Origin of the sequence: Pseudoxanthomonas sp. LH2527 (assembly GCF_022539275.1) — a bacterium.
Taxonomy (GTDB): domain Bacteria; phylum Pseudomonadota; class Gammaproteobacteria; order Xanthomonadales; family Xanthomonadaceae; genus Pseudoxanthomonas_A.
The window spans coordinates 14,742-31,526 of the sequence record NZ_JAKZBW010000003.1 but is presented as its reverse complement, the minus strand read 5'-3'; the positions used below and the strand labels follow the sequence as shown (position 1 = coordinate 31,526).

The following is a 16,785-nucleotide window of genomic DNA, read 5'->3' as shown; positions in this document are numbered from 1 at the left end:
CGAAGTCCGCTGTGCCCGGCGCGTCACTGCGCCATGCCCTCACGCAAGCCCAGCGCGAGCAGCTTCGCTCCGATCCGCTCGTTGAGGCTTCCTGGTGCTGACAGTTCCATGCGCGCCATGGCTTCCTCGTCGTCGGTTCGCGCCCCCAGCGCGCGCAGCACGGTGCCGATCCTCTTCCACGGCATGGCGGTGTTCGCCTTCAGCCAGCCGAGCGCGCCGACGATGCGCTGCTCCACCTCGGTGAAGTCGCTGCCCAGCGGGTAGTCGGGGAGGGTGCCGTCGTGGCGGAACACGCGCAGCCGGGCGGACAGGTGCACGGGCGTGTTGTCGATCCAGTGGCCCGGAGCATGGAAGCCGCTGCGAAGTTTGCCGGCGCGTTGCGCCCTATCGACAAGGGCCTGCTGGAAGCGCGCATCGGTGATGCCACCCATGGCGATGATGCAGTCCTCGTCGTTCTTGCCGCGCACGTCGGCGATGCCGTACTCGCTGACGTACAGGTCGCGCAGGTGGCGCGGAATCGTCGTGTGGCCGTAGTTCCAGCGCACGTTCGACGCGGCGCTGCCGGCCTCCTCGCGCACTGCGCGGAACATCAGCACGCTGCGTGCGCCGTCCAGCGCATTCGACATGTCGACGAAGTTGTACTGGCCGCCGACGCCGGACACCACGCGGCCGTCTTCCAGGCCGTCGGACACCGCCGCGCCCAAGGCGGTGGCCATCATGCAGGAGTTGAAGAAGCGTGCGTCGCGGCGCTGCAGGCGGGCCAGCGACTCGCGTCCGCGCTCCAGTTCGTTGATCAGGCTGATGCGGCGCATGCCGATGGCGCGACGCTGGTCGTCCGGCAGCTTACGCAGCCAGTCGTAGAACGCGGGCGAACCCAGGTAGAACGCGCCGTGCAGATACTCGCCGTCGCGCTCCAGCCGCGCCTGGTCGCCCAGGTTGGCGGTGCCGTCGGCTATGCGTTGCATCAGCGCTTCGTCGTCCGCCACCTTGCGGCGGATCACGCCGGTCTCGACCAGCCGCTTGAAGCCCTCGTTGACCATCTCGCTGCAGCCGTACAGGCCTATGGCGAACGGGTCGAGTCCACCACAGGCGACCACGGCGGGGTGCCGTTCCAGTTCAGGGTCCAGCGCCGCCAGCGCGCGCCGATAGGTGGCATTGTCGGTATGGCGCAGCACCAGCGCGTGGCACAAGGCATCGGCCAACGCGCCGATGCCGATCTGCAGCGTGCCGCCATCGCGCACGAGGGCGCTGGCATACAGGCCGATGGCGTAGTCGACGTCGGACACCGGCTGTCGTGGCAGGCCGAACAGCGTGGGGTACGGGCCGGGCGGGGACAGCACGAGATCGAAGTAGTCCTCGTTCACGGCGGCGGTGCCACCGATCCACGGCAGGTGCGGATCGACTTCGGCCACCATCAGCGGACGCGGCAGCCCGCGCGCGACGATGGCGTCCACGGTGTCCAGGGTGAGGTCGTTATTGCACGAGAACGACAGCCGCGTGCCACCCGGCTCGCGCGCGACCTTCTGCACGATGACGTTGACCTCGCGATCCGCCAGTGCGCGGGCGACATGGGTGTAGTTGAGGCTGGCGTAATGACGTTGCGCGCTCGTCGAACGCAGCAGCGCGCCGCCCTGCATGTAGAACTCTTCCACTTCGATGTTCGGAGGCAGGGCGTCGCGCTTGATCGCCTGCACGTAGGCCAGTCGCGGGAAGTCCTCGCCGAAGTGGCGCGCGGCGAAGGGTTTCACGAAGCGCGCCTCCAGCCCCTTGCCGCCACCGGGCGGATCCAGCGACAGCGCGGTGTACAGCGTCCATCTGCGCGAGGGGTCGGCGGCGATGCGTGCGTACAAGGCATTCAGCAGCCGGTGCGGCTTGCCGATGCCCAGCGGTGCGCCCATCCGTAGCGGGCCGTGGATGCGCGACAGGATCAGTTCGACGGCGTCGTCGAGGTCGGTGAGGTGCTTGGCCATGCGCCCAGAATACGCAGGCCGGCGTTAACCGGCCATGGGCTGGATCACTGCTCCAGCATGTCCGGGCGGAACAGTCGCCGCCGTGAGACTTCATGGCCCGACACCATGAAACGGCCCTGGCCCCGGTAATGCACGGTGCGGGGCACACGGGGTGATGGCGCCACGTGGGCCGCCACGATGCGCCATACGAACAGCGGATAGTCGGCCGTGATGCGGGTTTCATGCAGTCTGCATTCAAAACGCGCATGGCACTCCGCGATGCCGGGCGCGTCCACCTCGCGCGACGGCAATGCGGTCAAGGCGAAGCGCTCGAACTTGTCCTGCTCGGTGCTGCTGCAGTTGCCGATCCGGACCACGGTATCCAGCAGCTCTTCGGTCGGCAGGTTGATCACGCATTCACGGCTGGCGCGGGCCAGCGCATGGCTGCGATTGGCCTGCCAGATGTACGTACCGACCAGGTCGTAGCCCAGCATCATGTGCCAGCCCAGCGTCATGATGGCGCGCTCGCCCTTTCCTGCCGTGCTGAGCAGTACGACCGGACCGGGTTCGAGATAATGCCGTGCCTGCTCGACCGGCAGGTCTTTCCAGCGCTTCGTCTTGCTCATCGGTTCGCTCCGGTATCCGGAAGCAGCGTACGCGTGGCTCAGTCGAGAGCATGTATGGAGTCGGCGACCCGCCGCACCTCGTCCGGATGATGGCTCACGTAGACGATGGGCAGGCGGATCTCGTCGCGCACGCGCTGCAGGTAGGGGATCAGTTCCTCCCTGCGCGCCTGGTCCAGCGCCGACAGCGGTTCGTCGAACAGCAGCAGCGAGGGTTGCGACAGCAGGGCGCGGCCGATCGCCACGCGCTGCGCTTCGCCACCGGACAGGTTGCGCGTGCGCCGCGCCAGCAGCGGCGCGATGCCGAGCAGCTCGACCACCGCATCAAAACCGAAGCGTGGCGCGCCGCGCCCACCATGCCGCCCGTACTGCAGGTTGCGCCGCACATCGAGGTGCGGAAACAGGCGCGCATCCTGGAACACGTACCCCACGCGCCGGCGATGCACGGGTTCGTCGATCCGCCGTGCGCTGTCGAACAGGCACTGGCCATCCACCTCGATCCGGCCCGCCACGGGCGTGATCAAACCGGCGATGGCGTTGAGCACGGAGGTCTTGCCAGCACCCGACGGCCCGACCAGCGCGATCACGCGTGCGTCGTCGTCGATACGCACGTGGCGATGGAAGTGGCCGCGCCGCAGTTCGATGTCCAGCTTCAACATCAGCTGTCCTCCCCGTGACGCGTGTAGTGGCGACGCACCAGCCATTCCGAAAACAGCAGCGCCGCCAGCGAGATCACCACGGCCACGGCGGCCAGGCGCCAGATGCCGGCCTCGCCGCCGGGGACCTGCATCAGGCCGTAGATGGCCGAGGACAGCGTCTGGGTTTCGCCGGGGATGTTCGACACGAAGGTGATGGTCGCGCCGAACTCGCCCAGCGCCTTCGCGAACGCCAGCACGCTGCCGGCGACCAGGCCCGGCCACGCCAGCGGCAGGGTGATGGTGAAGAACACGCGCCACGGCCCGGCGCCGAGCGTGGAGGCGGCCTGTTCCAGTCGCCGGTCCGTCGCTTCCAGCGACAGCCGGATGGAACGCACCATCAACGGGAACCCCATCACCGCACAGGCGAGCGCCGCACCGGTCCAGCGAAACGCGAACACGATGCCGAAGCGCTCCTGCAGGAAGGCGCCGACGGCGCCCTGCGTGCCCAGCGTCACCAGCAGCGCGTAGCCCATCACTACCGGCGGCAGCACCAGCGGCAGGTGCACAATGGCGTCGAGCAGCGCCTTGCCGGGGAAGCGCGTGCGCGCCAGCAGCCAGCCCACCAGCACGCCGAACGGCAGGCTGGCCAGCGCCGCCACCAGCGCCACCTTCAGGCTGAGGCGGATGGCGGTGAGTTCTTCCGGCGAGAAGGCGTCGAACATGCGTGGTTCACTTCTTCACGGCGAAGCCGCGGCGCTGGAAGACCGCCTCGGCAGCGGGCGACGCCAGCCACTGCACGAACCGCGTGGCCTGCACCGAGCGCGGACCGCGCAGTGCTGCCACCGGATAGACGATGGGCGGATGCGAATCCGTGGGGAACGTCGCCAGCACGCGCACGCCCGGCTCGGCCTTCGCATCCGACGCGTACACGATGCCCAGCGGCGTTTCGCCGCGCGCCACCAGCATCAGTGCCGCGCGCACGCTCTCGGATTCGGCCAGCCTGCTCCTGACGCCATTCCACAGCGACAGCGATTCCAGCGCTGCCCTGGCGTACTTGCCCGCAGGCACGGTCTGCGTCTGCCCCACGGCCAGGCGACCGCTGCCCAGCGCGGCCAGCAGTGTCGCCGGACGTTTTAGGTCGACTTGCGCCTTGCTGGTCTTCGGCGCCACCAGCACCAGCTGGTTGGCCAGCAGGTTGCGCCGCGTGGCGACCTCCAGCTTCTGCCGCTGTTGCAGGTAGTCCATCCACTCCAGGTCGGCGGAGAAGAACACGTCGGCCGGCGCGCCCTGTTCGATCTGGCGCGCGAGTGCGGAGCTGGCGGCGTACGACACGCGGACCGGAACGCCGCTCTGCGTCAGGTAGGCCGCCGCGGCTTCGTCCAGTGATTCCTTCAGGCTGGCGGCGGCGAACACCGTCAGTCCTGCATTGTTCTGCGCCTGCACGGCCGTGGTCGCCAGTGAGGCGAGCATCGCGATCAGTGCGCAGAGTACGTGGCGGAGCAGCGTGGGCAAGGTCATGCGAACGACTCCTGGGCTGGGCGATTCGATGAGGATGGCGTGCGGGCTCGCCGCTGCCGTAAGGCGCCCGTATCGCTTCAGCGCTGCGCCAGCGCCTTGTTCAACACCGCGGCCAGCGCCACGCCACCGGCGCGCAACTGGCGCTCGGCGATGGGCAGGTGCTTGTCCACGTAAGCCTGTTCGAGTTTCGCGCGGCGCGGATAGAAGTCGGGTTGGGTCACCACGCGGCACGACTGTTCAGCCCATGCCGCCGCCGGCGGCGGCAGGGTCATGGCGGCGATGGCGGGGCGCGGCAAGGTGCGCAGGTGCGCCAGGTAAGCCTGCTCGCTGCGGCCGGTGGACACCAGCATGCGGCTGTCCCACAGCGTGTGCATGTTGGTGCCGCGCCCGTTCCAGTTGATCTGCGCATCGTTGCCGCCCTTGTCGTGCGCGTAGCCCGCGTGCAACGGCTGGTGCGCGTCGCCGACGAAATGCACGACGAACTTCAGCGCCAGCAGCCGCTCGGCACGCGTGCGTCGCGGATCGGCCAGGATCGCGGTCTGCGTGCGGATCGCTTCCACCACGCAGTTGCCGCCCGGGCAGTCGCGGCGCTGCAGGTAGGTGCAATCGTGCTCGCCGAGGTTGACGAAGTGCCAGTTCGCGCTCTGCTTGCCCAGAACGGGATCGTTCCTGCGCAGGTCGTCCGCCCAGCCGGCGATGCCGGCCAGCGTGGGGTCCGGTTCGCCCTGCAGCAGCGCGTCGATCTGGCGGCGCGTGTCCGGCGTCAGGTCGTCCCAGGCCAGCAAGGCGACCAGGCGATGGCCGAGCAGGCCCCATGCCTGCGCCGGAACGGGCAGCAGGGCGAGCGCGAGCGCGGCGACGAGGGTGAGTACAGAAAGAAGGGGACGGACCATGCCGGTACTTTACCCGACACGGGCCGTCCCCGATTTTGCATCAGCCGACGGATCGTCCGCAGCTCAGAACGTCAGGACATAAGCCACGCCGTAGACCAGCGGGTCGATGTTGGCGGTGCCCAGGTCCGCGCCATCCACCTTGACGTCGGTGTCGATGTCGATCCAGCGCGCATCCACGCGCACCGCGCCGCGCTCGCTGACCTTGATGTCGAGGCCCGCATGCGCGGCCAGGCCCCAGGAGTCTTCCAGCTTCAGGTCCGTGCCGGCCAGCGCGCCCTGCGTGTCCTCGCTGAAGAAGGTGGTGTAGTTCAGGCCGGCACCGAGGAACGGCGACACCTTGCCCTGGCGGTTGAAGTGGTACTGCAGCGAGACCGTCGGCGGCAGGTGCTTGGTGCTGCCCACCGTGCCGACACCGTCGACGGCGATGTCGTGCTTGAACGGCAGTGCGGCCAGCACTTCCAGGCCCAGGTTGTCGCGCAGGAAGTACTCGAAGGTGATGGTCGGCTTGACGTCGCTGTCGATGTCCAGCGGCAAGGTGCCGCCCGCTAGCGAACCATTGCCGGAGGTCGGGTTGACCTGGTGCGCACCAATGCCCAGCGTCCAGTCGCCCTTGGACTGGGCGAGGGCGGGAACGGCGGCGCCCATGGCGAGGGCGATGGCGATCGGGATCAGCGTCTTCTTCATGGTGATGGGGCTCGTGGGAAAGTGGCGCCAGTCTCGGCCCCCGTTCCGGCCCCTGCCTTGATCCTGATCAATGCCCGCGGGGCTTCGCGGCGGGGGCGGCCTGTTAGAATGACGGCCCCCGTCAACCCCGCCGCGCCGCGCGCGTGGCCGCAGGAGTCCTGAGCAATGTCGATCAAGGTGGGTATCAACGGCTTCGGCCGCATCGGGCGCAACGTGCTGCGTTCCGCCGTGCAGAACTTCGGCAACGACATCGAGATCGTCGCCATCAACGATCTGCTGGAGCCGGACTACCTGGCCTACATGCTGCAGTACGACTCCGTGCACGGCCGCTTCGACGGCGACGTGAAGATCGAAGATGGCGCGCTGTTCGTCAACGGCAGCAAGATCCGCCTGACCCAGGAACGCGATCCCGCCAACCTGAAGTGGGACGAAGTGGGCGCCGAAGTCGTCATCGAGTCCACCGGCCTGTTCCTCGACAAGGCCACCGCGCAGAAGCATCTGGATGCCGGCGCGAAGAAGGTCATCCTGTCGGCGCCGTCGAAGGACGACACGCCGATGTTCGTCTACGGCGTCAACGACAAGACCTACAACGGCGAGGCGATCATCTCCAACGCCTCGTGCACCACCAACTGCCTGGCGCCGATCGCCAAGGTGCTTCACGACAAGTGGGGCATCAAGCGTGGCCTGATGACCACCGTGCATGCAGCCACGGCCACGCAGAAGACCGTCGACGGCCCGAGCAACAAGGACTGGCGCGGCGGCCGCGGCATCCTCGAGAACATCATTCCGTCCAGCACCGGTGCGGCCAAGGCCGTCGGCGTGGTGATCCCGTCGCTCAACAAGAAGCTCACCGGCATGTCGTTCCGCGTGCCGACCAGCGACGTGTCCGTGGTCGACCTGACCGCCGAGCTGGAAAACCCGGCCACCTACGAGGAAATCAAGGCCGAAATGAAGGCGCAGAGCCAGGGCGCGCTGAAGGGCATCCTGGGCTACACCGAAGACAAGGTGGTGGCGACCGATTTCCGTGGCGATACCCGCACCTCGATCTTCGACGCCGAGGCCGGCATTGCGCTGGACCCGACCTTCGTGAAGATCGTCAGCTGGTACGACAACGAGTGGGGCTATTCCAACAAGTGCCTGGAAATGGTCCGCGTGGTCGCCGGCAAGTAAGCCGCACGCTCCGGTGGTAGAGCACGGGCGCCCTGGGGGCGCCCGTGTCGTTTGCGGGTATCGCGAAGTGATACGGAGCGGGCGGGATGGCGCCACCGGCGCATCGAATCTTGCAAATCCGGCCGCCTTGGCCGAGGCTGCGGCGAGGCTGAATGGACGGCCGGGGAGCGGAGCGTCCGTTCCCGCACCGAACACGCAAACACGGGGTAGGCGATGGATGATCTGGCGGGAGTGCTGGTGCTGCTCGGCCTGGCGGTACTGGCCGTGCCGGTATTGCTGATCGTGGCGCTGGTCGCGATCAGCGGGCTGAAGCGCCGGGTGGGCGAGCTGGAGCGGCAGGTGGTGCAGCTGCGCAGCGCGCCGGTGGCGCCTGCCACGCCGCAGGCAGCGGCGGATGTCGCGATGTCCACGCCGGCCGATGCCGAGCCGACGTTGGCCGAACTCGTGCGCTCGCCGCCGGTGCGTGTGGAGACACCGCCTCCCGCGCCAGCGGCGGCGACGCCGCCACCGATTCCCCCGCAGCGCCCCGTGCCGGCGGCAACCCCTGCGGAACCCGCGCCGGCCGTGCCGCCGCGTCCGCCGCGCCCGGAAGCGCCGCCACGTCCCGCCAGGCCCGATGTGTTCACCGTCGCCCTGCGAGCGGTGCAACGCTGGTTCACGGTCGGCAACGTGCCGGTGAAGATCGGCGTGCTGGTGCTGTTCGCCGGCGTTGCGGCGCTGCTGAAGTACGGCGCTGACCAGGGCTGGTTCACCTTGCCGCCGGAACTGCGGCTGGCCGGCATCGCCGCGGCGGCGCTGGGCGCGCTGGTCTTCGCGTGGCGCAAGCGCGAGAGCAACCGTACCTTCGCGTTGAGCGTGCAGGGCGGTGCCATCGGCGTGCTGCTGCTGGTGGCGTTCGCGGCGTTCAAGATCTTCGGCGTGATGCCGGCCGGCGCGGCCTTCGCGCTGAGCATCGTGCTGATTGCCGGTGCTGGCATGCTGGCCGTGCTGCAGGATGCGAAGTCGCTGGCCGTGTTCGCGCTGCTGGCGGGCTTCCTGGCACCGATCTGGCTGTCGACCGGCAGCGGCAACCACGTGGCGCTGTTCTCGTACTACGCGGTGCTCAACGCGGCCATCGTCGGCATCGCCTGGTACAAGTCATGGCGCGTGCTGAACCTGCTCGGCTTCGTCTTCACCTTCGGCATCGGCACGGCGTGGGGCCTGTTCGACTATGCGCCGGAGAAGTACGCGAGCACGCAGCCGTTCCTGGCGCTGTTCTTCGCCTTCTACCTGCTGATCCCGCTGCTGTTCGCGCGCCGCCAGCCGGCCGGTCGCCGCGACTTCATCGATGGCTGCCTGGTGTTCGGCATGCCGCTGGTCGCGTTCTCGCTGCAGGCGGTGCTGATGCAGGGTGGTTCGTTCGAAGACAGCCGCCTGCCGCTGGCGTTGTGCGCGCTGGGACTCGGCGTGCTGTATGCCGCGCTGTCGTGGTGGCTGCGTCGTCGTCAGGGCTACGACGTGCTGATGCAGTCGTATGCGTTGCTGGCGGTGGGCTTCGCCACGCTGTCGGTGCCGCTGGCGCTGTCGGCGCAGGCGACGGCTTGCGTGTTCGCCCTGGAAGGTGCGGCGTTGGCCTGGCTGGGCCTGCGGCAGTCGCGGTTGTTGCCGCAGCTGACCGGTGCCGGCCTGCAGCTCGCGGCGGCGGTGGCGTTCTTCATCGCATCGAGCGATGTCGCGTCGTGGCAGACCACGGCGACGGCCGTGCCGATGTTCGCCAACGCCGCCTTCATGAGTGCGCTGCTGATCGCGGCCGCCGGGTTCGCCAGCGCATGGGCGTATCGCGGGCGTAGTGCAGGCGTGGCGCTGCTGTACTACCTGTGGGCACTCGCGTGGTGGCTGGGCAACGGCATCGCGGAGATCAATGCCCATCTCGGCCATCGCGACGAACCCGATGCAATGCTGGCCTTCATCGCGTTGACCGGGTGGCTGGCAGCGGAAGTGCATCGCCGGCGTCCGTCCACGGCGCTGGCCTGGACCACGCTGGCCGCGCTGGCATCCGCTGCGCCGCTGGCGCTGTGGCAGTCCGGGGCGCACCAGCAGCCCTTTGCCGGCAACGGCGTGTGGGCATGGCTCGCCTATGCGGCGCTGGGCGTGCGCAGCCTGATGTGCCTGCGCGACAGCGACCACCGCCTGGCCGGTGCGGCGCAGTTCGTCTGGTGGCTGGTGTGGCCGCTGGTGGCCAGCCTGCTGCTGGCCTGGCTGCCCGGGCATGTGCAGGGCATGGGCAGCGGTTGGCAGGCCGGCCTCATCGCGTTGCCGTGGCTGGTGGTGGTGGCGCTTGCGCTGTTCCGGTGGCACTGGCTGGCCGCGCCGCTGGGCGAGCGCTTCGCGGCATGGCGCACGCCGTTGTTGAGCGTGCTGTTCGTGGCGCTGGGCCTGTGGTGGCTGGTGTCGCTGTTCGTCTCCGGCGGCACCCGGCCGCTGCCGTGGATTCCGGTGGTCAATCCGATGGAACTGGCGCAGCTCGCCGTGCTGGTCCTGCTGCTGCGCTGGTGGATGCCGGACGCGCGCGTGCTGCCGCCGGCGCGCATCGTGCTGCTGTCGTCGCTGGCCTTCGTGTGGATCACCTCGGTGGTGCTGCATGCCGTGCATCACTGGGGCGGCGTGCCGTGGAACGAAAGCCTGCTGTCCGGCAGCCTGGCGCAGACCAGCCTGACCATCACCTGGAGCGTGCTGGGCGTGCTCGGCTGGGTGATCGGGTCGCGCCGTGGCCAGCGCATGCTGTGGCTGGGCGGTGCGGTGCTGATGGGCGTGGTGCTGGCCAAGCTGGTGTTCGTCGATCGCCAGCACCTGGGCAACCTGCTCGGCATCGGCTCGTTCATCGGCTACGGCCTGTTGTGCACCGTGGTGGGCTATCTGGCGCCGGCACCGCCGCGCCGTATCGACAACGAGGAAGCACCCGCATGAAGAAGTGGCTGATGGTCCTGTGCCTGCTGCCCGTGCTTGCCGGCGCGCAGGCGCCCGCACCGTATGCGAAGCGCTGGCCGCTGGTGTTGTCGGCCGAACAGGCGGGCGCGTACCGCGTGGTGCTCGACCGCGAGATCTACACCACCACGGCGTGGCCGGATCTTCGAGACATCGACGTGCTGGATGCGCAGGGCAAGCCGGTGGCCGCCGCGTTGTTCGGCCCGGAGCAACCGACGGCCCTGCCGGCGCGGCGCATCGTGGTGCCGTGGTTCCCGCTACCCGCCCAGCAACAGGATGCAGAAGGTCCGTCGCGCGTGTCGGCGCAGTTCGGCGAGAACGGACGCATCGTCCGCATCGAAGCCGATGGCGGCACGGCCGCCTCGGGCCCTGCGCGTGCCTTCCTGGTCGACCTGAGCGGTATCCGCGACAACGCCGAAGCGCTGGAATTCACTTGGGACACCGGCACGCCGCGCGAGTCGCGCTATCGGGTCGAAGGCAGTTCCGATCTGCAGCAGTGGGAGGTGGTGCAGGAGCGCGTGACGCTGGTAGAACTGCAACGCGGTTCGCAGCGCCTGTTGCGCGACGAGGCGCCGATCCGCGGCGGCCTTCGCTACATCCGCTTCGTGCCGCTCGATGCCTCGCCTGCCTTGCCGATCCGCGAAGTGCGCGTGCGCCTGGATGCCGTACACCAGCGGCAGGACGTGCAGTGGTCGGAACTCCAGGGCCGTCGCGTTTCCGCGCAGGGCGTGGACAGCTACACCTACGAAAGCGATGGACGCTATCCCGTGGCCTTCGCCGACCTGGCGATGGACGACTACGCCGTCGGCGAATGGACGCTCGAGAGTCGCGACAGCACGGATGCCCCGTGGCGGCTGCGCGCGGGGCCGTGGGTGGCGTACCGCGTGGCCGGCGAACAACCCAGCGCCTCGCCGGCGCAGCCGCTGTCGAGCGGACCGGCGCGCGACCGTTACTGGCGGCTGCGCAACAACGGCACGCTGCCGGACCAGGCGCCCACGTTGCGACTCGGTTACCGGCCGGAGGTGGTGGTGTTCGTGGCGCAGGGCACGCCGCCGTACGCCCTGGTCGCCGGCAGTGCGAGCGCGCGCCGCGCCGCCGTACCGATGCCGGCCCTGGTCGATGCGCTGCGCCGCGACCGTGGCGAAGACTGGCAGCCCGCGCCGGCCTACCTGTCCGCGTCTGCGGTACTGGCCGGCGACGCGGCGCTGGTCGCACCGCCCACGCCGCGCGACTGGAATACCTGGCTGCTGTGGGGCCTGCTGATCGCCGGCGCCGCGCTGGTGGCGGCCTTCGCCTTCAGCCTGTTGCGCAGCCGGCCGCCGGCATAGGCCACCGTCGTTTGCGGCATGCGGGGGCAGGCGGGACAATAGCGGTCTTTCCCGCTGCCCAGGACTTCCGATGCCCATCGTCCGCATGACCGACCTCGACCTCGCAGGCAAGCGCGTGCTGATCCGCCAGGACCTGAACGTGCCGATCGACGCGGGCCGCATCACCTCCGAGCAGCGCATCACCGCGTCCCTGCCGACGCTCAAGCTGGCGCTGCAGAAGGGCGCGGCGGTGATGGTGACCTCGCACCTGGGTCGTCCGAAGGAAGGCGTGTGGAGCGAAGCCGATTCGCTGGCGCCGGTCGCCGCGCGCCTGTCCGAACTGCTCGGTGTCGACGTACCGCTGGTGAAGGACTGGGTGGATGGCGTTGACGTCGCGCCGGGCCAGATCGTCCTGCTCGAGAACTGCCGCATGAACGTCGGCGAAGGCAAGGACGACGAAGCGCTGTCGAAGCAGTACGCCGCGCTGTGCGACGTGTTCGTCATGGATGCCTTCGGTACCGCGCACCGCGCGCAGGCCTCCACGCATGGCGTGATCCGCTTCGCGCCGGTCGCGGCCGGCGGACCGTTGCTGATGGCCGAACTGGATGCGCTGGACAAGGCGCTGGCCAATCCGGCCCGCCCGCTGCTGGCCATCGTCGCCGGCAGCAAGGTGTCCACCAAGCTGGAACTGCTGACCAGCCTGGTCGGCAAGGTCGACCAGCTGATCGTCGGCGGCGGCATCGCCAACACCTTCATCGCGGCGGAAGGCCATGCGGTGGGCAAGTCGCTGTACGAAGCCGACCTGATCGACACCGCCAAGAAGATCGACGCCGATGCGAAGGCGCGCGGCGCCGAGATCCCGCTGCCGACCGATGTCGTGGTCGCCACGGCGTTCGCCGCCGACGCCCCGGCCACGGTGAAAGCCGTCGATGCCGTCGCCGCCGACGAACTCATCCTCGATATCGGTCCGCAGACCGCGCAGCGCTATGCCGAACTGATCAAGTCGGCCGGTACGGTGGTGTGGAACGGCCCGGTGGGCGTGTTCGAGTTCGACGCCTTCGGCAAGGGCACGGAAACGCTGGCGCATGCGATCGCGCAGTCGTCGGCGTTCTCCATCGCCGGTGGCGGCGACACGCTGGCGGCCGTGGACAAATACGGCATCGCCGAAGAGGTCAGCTACATCTCCACCGGCGGCGGCGCCTTCCTCGAGTTCCTCGAAGGCAAGACCTTGCCGGCCGTCGCGGCACTGGAAGCGCGCGGCCAGTGAGCCGCGCCACGCTGTTCTTCGACCTCGACGGCACGCTGATCGATTCGGCCGTCGGCATCACCCGCTGCATCGCGCATGCGCTGACGCAGCTCGAGCATCCGATCCCGTCAGACGCCGCGCTGCGTGGCTGGATCGGTCCGTCGCTGCGCACCAGTTTCCTGCCGCTGCTGCGCGATCCGGCCAAGGTCGAGGCCGCCGTCGAGCACTACCGCGAGCGCTTCGAGTCGCACGGCTGGCGGGAGCACCAGGTCTATGCCGGCATCGGCGAGGCCATCGAAGCCTTGCATGCGGACGGGCACCGGCTCGCCGTGGTCACCGCGAAGAACGAGCCGCATGCGCGCAAGATCCTGGCGCACCTGCCGTTCGGGCCTCATTTCGAGGACATCATCGGCGCCACCGCCGATGGCCGCCTGAGCCACAAGAAGGACCTGATCGGCGAAGCCCTGCGGCGCCTCTCGCTGACGCCCGATGCGTGCTGGATGATCGGCGACCGCCACATGGACATCGACGGCGCGCGTCATCACGGCATGCGCTGCGTCGGCGTGCTGTGGGGATTCGGGGGAGAAGAGGAGTTGCGCGACGCAGGCGCGACCCGGCTTGCCGCGGCGCCCGACCAATTGCGGCCACTGTTCGCCTGAGTGGCGACACTGACGATCAAACGCGCGTTTCATCGCGATGGTTTTTTGCGCAGTCGGGTGTGCGTGCGCAGCATCCGGCGCATGGGCAGAGACCAAAAAAATACCAGTCGCACGGTCGCTGCGATGCTCATGAAAGCACTTGAAAACAGCGCTTTGCTTGCGTCCCGACAGGCATCCGCCATGCTGTCCCGGGACAGTGCCATGACATGAGGCAGGGCGGTCGCTACGCGTCCGTATCGCTGTGGTAGCGTTTGCGCGATCACAGGGAATCCGCACCATGACCGAACGCCAGCGCCGCACCAAGATCCTCGCCACCCTCGGACCGGCGACCGACCCGCCCGGCGTGCTGGAGGACCTGTTCCGCGCCGGCGTCAACGTGGTGCGCCTGAATTTCTCGCATGGCGATCCTTCGGGCCAGGCCAAGCGCGCCGCTGCCGTTCGTCTCGCCGCACAGCGCGTCGGTGCCGAGGTCGGCATCCTCGCGGATCTGCCGGGACCGAAGATCCGCGTCGAGCGTTTCGCCGAAGGCAAGGTGGTGCTGAAGACCGGCGACCGCTTCGACCTGGTCGCCCGTGTCGACGCGCCCCCGGGCGATGCCTCGCAGGTGGGCGTCAGCTACCTCGGCCTGCCGGGCGACGTGGAAGCCGGTGACGTCCTGCTGCTCGACGATGGCCTGATGCAGTTGCAGGTGGTGAAGGTCGACGGCGAGCGCATCATCTGCACCGTGCTCAACGACGGCGTGCTGTCCGACCGCAAGGGCCTGAACAAGCAGGGCGGCGGCCTGTCGCTGGGCGCGCTGACCGAGCGCGACCGCGAACTGATCGCCTACGTGGCGGAGAACATCGGCGTGGACTTCATCGCCGTGTCGTTCTGCCGCAACGCCGACGACATGAACGAAGCGCGCCGCATCGCCCGCGAGCACGGCTGCGACGCCGCGCTGGTGTCCAAGATCGAACGCACCGAGGCCATCGAGAACCTGGCCGAGATCGTCGACGCCAGCGATGTGGTGATGGTGGCGCGCGGCGACCTGGGCGTGGAGATCGGCGACGCCGAGTTGCCGGGCCTGCAGAAGAAGATCATCCGCGAGTCGCTGGCGCGCAACAAGGTGGTCATCACCGCCACGCAGATGCTGCAGTCGATGGTGGACAGCCCGATCCCCACCCGCGCCGAAGTGCTGGACGTGGCCAACGCCGTCATCGACGGCACCGATGCGGTGATGCTGTCGGCCGAAACCGCGGCCGGCAGCTACCCGGTGCGCGCGGTGGAAGCGATGGCGCGCATCTGCCTGGGCGCCGAGAAGCAGTTCGAGATGGACACCGACTTCGAGAAGGCGCCGCGCAACCTGGAGCGCGCCGACCAGGCCATCGCGATGGCGACGATGTTCCTGTCCGAGCACATCGGCGTGCGCGCGATCGTGGCGATGACCGAATCCGGCGGCACTGCGCGCTTCCTCTCGCGCTTCCGTTCCAGTGCGCCGATCTATGCGTTTTCGCGCCACGACGGCGCGCGCCGCAAGATGGCGATGATCCGCGACGTGTTCCCCATTGCCTTCGATAGCCGCGGCCTGGCGCCGCGCGAGGCCGCCCGCGATGCGATGCGCGTGCTGCACGACCGCGAACTGCTGGCCGAAGGCGACCGGGTGATCTTCACCAGCGGCGACCACATGGAACGGCACGGCGCCACCAACACCCTGCGCCTGCTGCAGATGGGCGAGCGTGGCAAGGCCGAGGGGCTGGGCGAGCTGTAACCGCTTTCCCCGGACCTCCCGCCGCGCCCGGATGCGGGCGCGCGGCGGCGCGTCCATCGACGTGGTTGCCCGCTGCCGGCGTGGCGCGGGCTACAATTGGTATCTTTCCCGCCGCTTCCCCAGGAACCCCATGAGCATCGAACAGCTTGCCGAAACCGCCCAGGCCATGGTGGCCGCCGGCAAGGGCATCATCGCGATCGACGAGTCCACCACCACCATCGCCAAGCGGTTCCAGGGCGTGGGCATCGAGAACACCGAAGAGAATCGCCGCGCCTACCGCGAGCTGCTGCTCACCACGCCGAAGCTGTCGGACTACATCTCCGGCGCCATCCTGTTCGACGAGACCCTGCGCCAGTCCACCAAGGACGGCGTGCCGTTCGCCAAGTACATGGCCGACCACGGCATCATCCCCGGCATCAAGGTCGACAAGGGCACGCACGCCCTGGCCGGCTGCCCGGGCGAAGTGGTCACCGAGGGCCTGGATGGCCTGCGCGACCGCCTGAAGGAGTACTACCGCCTGGGCGCGCGCTTCGCCAAGTGGCGTGCGGTCATCACCATCGGCGAGGACATTCCGTCCGGCACCTGCATCGAGGCCAATGCGCATGCGCTGGCCCGTTACGCCGCGCTGTGCCAGGAGTGCGGCCTGGTGCCGATGGTGGAGCCGGAAGTGCTGATGGATGGCGACCACAACATCGAGGTCTGCTACGAAGTGACCGAAGCCGTGCTGCGCTCGCTGTTCGGTGCGCTGTACGAGCAGAACGTGCTGCTGGAAGGCACCATCCTGAAGGCCTCGATGGTCATCGCCGGCAAGGACTGCGAAGAGCAGGCCGATGTCGACGAAGTGGCCGAGTCCACCGTGATGTGCCTGAAGAGCACCGTGCCGGCGATCCTGCCGGGCGTGGTGTTCCTGTCCGGCGGCCAGACCGACGAACAGTCCACCGCCCACCTCAACGCCATGAACCAGCTGGGCAGCCTGCCGTGGCCGCTGAGCTTCTCCTACGGCCGCGCCATGCAGCAGGCCGCGCTGAAGCTGTGGTCGCAGGACCTGGTGGGCAACTTCGCCAAGGCGCAGGCCGTGGTGTACGAGCGCGCCAAGGAAAACGGCCTGGCCGCGCTGGGCAAGTGGGAAGGCTGATCGCGCCACGCCACCCGTAGTGATTCCGACGCCGGCCTCGTGCCGGCGTCGTCGTTTCCGGGGTTCGCATCCGGAATCGAGGGGTTGCATCCGTCCCCCCGAACCGTCATTCCCGCGCAGGCGGGAACCCAGCGCCTTCCGCTTCGGCGATGAAAGTCGCTGGTTTCCCGCCTGCGCGGGGATGACGGCGCCATGCATACGTACTCCTCTGCGCTGGGCGTTGCAGCCCGCTATTCCTGCCCACCCTCTAGC

General features: G+C 68.7%; 14 protein-coding genes. 7 read left to right on the top strand and 7 right to left on the bottom strand.

Going from position 1 to position 16,785, the window contains the following annotated elements:
• Positions 1-23 precede the first annotated feature (23 nt).
• The 7 genes from MMG85_RS02870 to MMG85_RS02840 form a co-directional block, all read right to left on the bottom strand.
• Entirely contained in the window at positions 24-1,970 is a 1,947-nt protein-coding gene (locus MMG85_RS02870) for an acetyl-CoA hydrolase/transferase C-terminal domain-containing protein (protein WP_241044646.1), read from the bottom strand.
• 44 nt (positions 1,971-2,014) lie between these two features.
• Positions 2,015-2,575, bottom strand: coding sequence for a flavin reductase family protein (locus MMG85_RS02865; protein WP_241044645.1), 561 nt, complete (start codon positions 2,573-2,575; stop codon positions 2,015-2,017).
• Positions 2,576-2,613: 38 nt separating this feature from the next.
• Positions 2,614-3,231, bottom strand: a complete 618-nt coding sequence (gene modC, locus MMG85_RS02860; protein WP_241044644.1) for a molybdenum ABC transporter ATP-binding protein — start codon at positions 3,229-3,231, stop codon at positions 2,614-2,616.
• Complete coding sequence (gene modB / locus MMG85_RS02855; RefSeq protein ID WP_241044643.1) at positions 3,231-3,932, bottom strand: molybdate ABC transporter permease subunit; 702 nt, start codon at positions 3,930-3,932, stop codon at positions 3,231-3,233. The genes modC and modB overlap by 1 nt, the downstream gene beginning before the upstream one ends.
• 7 nt (positions 3,933-3,939) lie before the next feature.
• Entirely contained in the window at positions 3,940-4,680 is a 741-nt protein-coding gene (modA, locus tag MMG85_RS02850; protein ID WP_241044766.1) for a molybdate ABC transporter substrate-binding protein, read from the bottom strand.
• 125 nt (positions 4,681-4,805) lie between these two features.
• A complete protein-coding gene (locus tag MMG85_RS02845) occupies positions 4,806-5,621 on the bottom strand; it encodes a S1/P1 nuclease (protein ID WP_241044642.1) in 816 nt (271 codons plus the stop codon).
• A gap of 63 nt (positions 5,622-5,684) precedes the next feature.
• Positions 5,685-6,305 (bottom strand): OmpW family outer membrane protein, encoded by a 621-nt coding sequence (locus MMG85_RS02840; protein WP_241044641.1) that lies wholly within the window; start codon positions 6,303-6,305, stop codon positions 5,685-5,687.
• Positions 6,306-6,470: 165 nt separating this feature from the next.
• Here MMG85_RS02840 and gap point away from each other — a divergent pair, with 165 nt between their 5' ends.
• From gap to MMG85_RS02805, 7 genes are all read left to right on the top strand, one after another.
• Positions 6,471-7,475, top strand: coding sequence for a type I glyceraldehyde-3-phosphate dehydrogenase (gene gap / locus MMG85_RS02835; protein WP_055940147.1), 1,005 nt, complete (start codon positions 6,471-6,473; stop codon positions 7,473-7,475).
• A 222-nt stretch (positions 7,476-7,697) separates the two neighbouring features.
• Entirely contained in the window at positions 7,698-10,421 is a 2,724-nt protein-coding gene (locus MMG85_RS02830) for a DUF2339 domain-containing protein (RefSeq protein ID WP_241044765.1), read from the top strand.
• Positions 10,418-11,767, top strand: coding sequence for a DUF3999 family protein (locus tag MMG85_RS02825; RefSeq protein WP_241044640.1), 1,350 nt, complete (start codon positions 10,418-10,420; stop codon positions 11,765-11,767). The genes MMG85_RS02830 and MMG85_RS02825 overlap by 4 nt, the downstream gene beginning before the upstream one ends.
• Before the next feature lie 70 nt (positions 11,768-11,837).
• Positions 11,838-13,013, top strand: a complete 1,176-nt coding sequence (locus MMG85_RS02820; RefSeq protein WP_241044639.1) for a phosphoglycerate kinase — start codon at positions 11,838-11,840, stop codon at positions 13,011-13,013.
• Positions 13,010-13,651, top strand: a complete 642-nt coding sequence (locus MMG85_RS02815) for an HAD hydrolase-like protein (RefSeq protein WP_241044638.1) — start codon at positions 13,010-13,012, stop codon at positions 13,649-13,651. The genes MMG85_RS02820 and MMG85_RS02815 overlap by 4 nt, the downstream gene beginning before the upstream one ends.
• Positions 13,652-13,928: 277 nt before the next feature.
• Positions 13,929-15,398: a pyruvate kinase gene (gene pyk / locus MMG85_RS02810; protein ID WP_241044637.1), complete on the top strand. Its 1,470-nt coding sequence runs from the start codon at positions 13,929-13,931 to the stop codon at positions 15,396-15,398.
• 130 nt (positions 15,399-15,528) lie between these two features.
• A complete protein-coding gene (locus tag MMG85_RS02805) occupies positions 15,529-16,533 on the top strand; it encodes a class I fructose-bisphosphate aldolase (protein WP_241044636.1) in 1,005 nt (334 codons plus the stop codon).
• Positions 16,534-16,785 lie beyond the last annotated feature (252 nt).

What these genes read in the sequence shown, in the direction of transcription:
- MMG85_RS02870 (WP_241044646.1), bottom strand. Translation starts at nt 1,970, where the DNA reads ATGGCCAAGCACCTCACCGACCTCGACGACGCCGTCGAACTGATCCTG.
- MMG85_RS02865 (WP_241044645.1), bottom strand. Translation starts at nt 2,575, where the DNA reads ATGAGCAAGACGAAGCGCTGGAAAGACCTGCCGGTCGAGCAGGCACGG.
- modC (WP_241044644.1), bottom strand. Translation starts at nt 3,231, where the DNA reads ATGTTGAAGCTGGACATCGAACTGCGGCGCGGCCACTTCCATCGCCAC.
- modB (WP_241044643.1), bottom strand. Translation starts at nt 3,932, where the DNA reads ATGTTCGACGCCTTCTCGCCGGAAGAACTCACCGCCATCCGCCTCAGC.
- modA (WP_241044766.1), bottom strand. Translation starts at nt 4,680, where the DNA reads ATGCTCGCCTCACTGGCGACCACGGCCGTGCAGGCGCAGAACAATGCA.
- MMG85_RS02845 (WP_241044642.1), bottom strand. Translation starts at nt 5,621, where the DNA reads ATGGTCCGTCCCCTTCTTTCTGTACTCACCCTCGTCGCCGCGCTCGCG.
- MMG85_RS02840 (WP_241044641.1), bottom strand. Translation starts at nt 6,305, where the DNA reads ATGAAGAAGACGCTGATCCCGATCGCCATCGCCCTCGCCATGGGCGCC.
- gap (WP_055940147.1), top strand. Translation starts at nt 6,471, where the DNA reads ATGTCGATCAAGGTGGGTATCAACGGCTTCGGCCGCATCGGGCGCAAC.
- MMG85_RS02825 (WP_241044640.1), top strand. Translation starts at nt 10,418, where the DNA reads ATGAAGAAGTGGCTGATGGTCCTGTGCCTGCTGCCCGTGCTTGCCGGC.
- MMG85_RS02820 (WP_241044639.1), top strand. Translation starts at nt 11,838, where the DNA reads ATGCCCATCGTCCGCATGACCGACCTCGACCTCGCAGGCAAGCGCGTG.
- pyk (WP_241044637.1), top strand. Translation starts at nt 13,929, where the DNA reads ATGACCGAACGCCAGCGCCGCACCAAGATCCTCGCCACCCTCGGACCG.
- MMG85_RS02805 (WP_241044636.1), top strand. Translation starts at nt 15,529, where the DNA reads ATGAGCATCGAACAGCTTGCCGAAACCGCCCAGGCCATGGTGGCCGCC.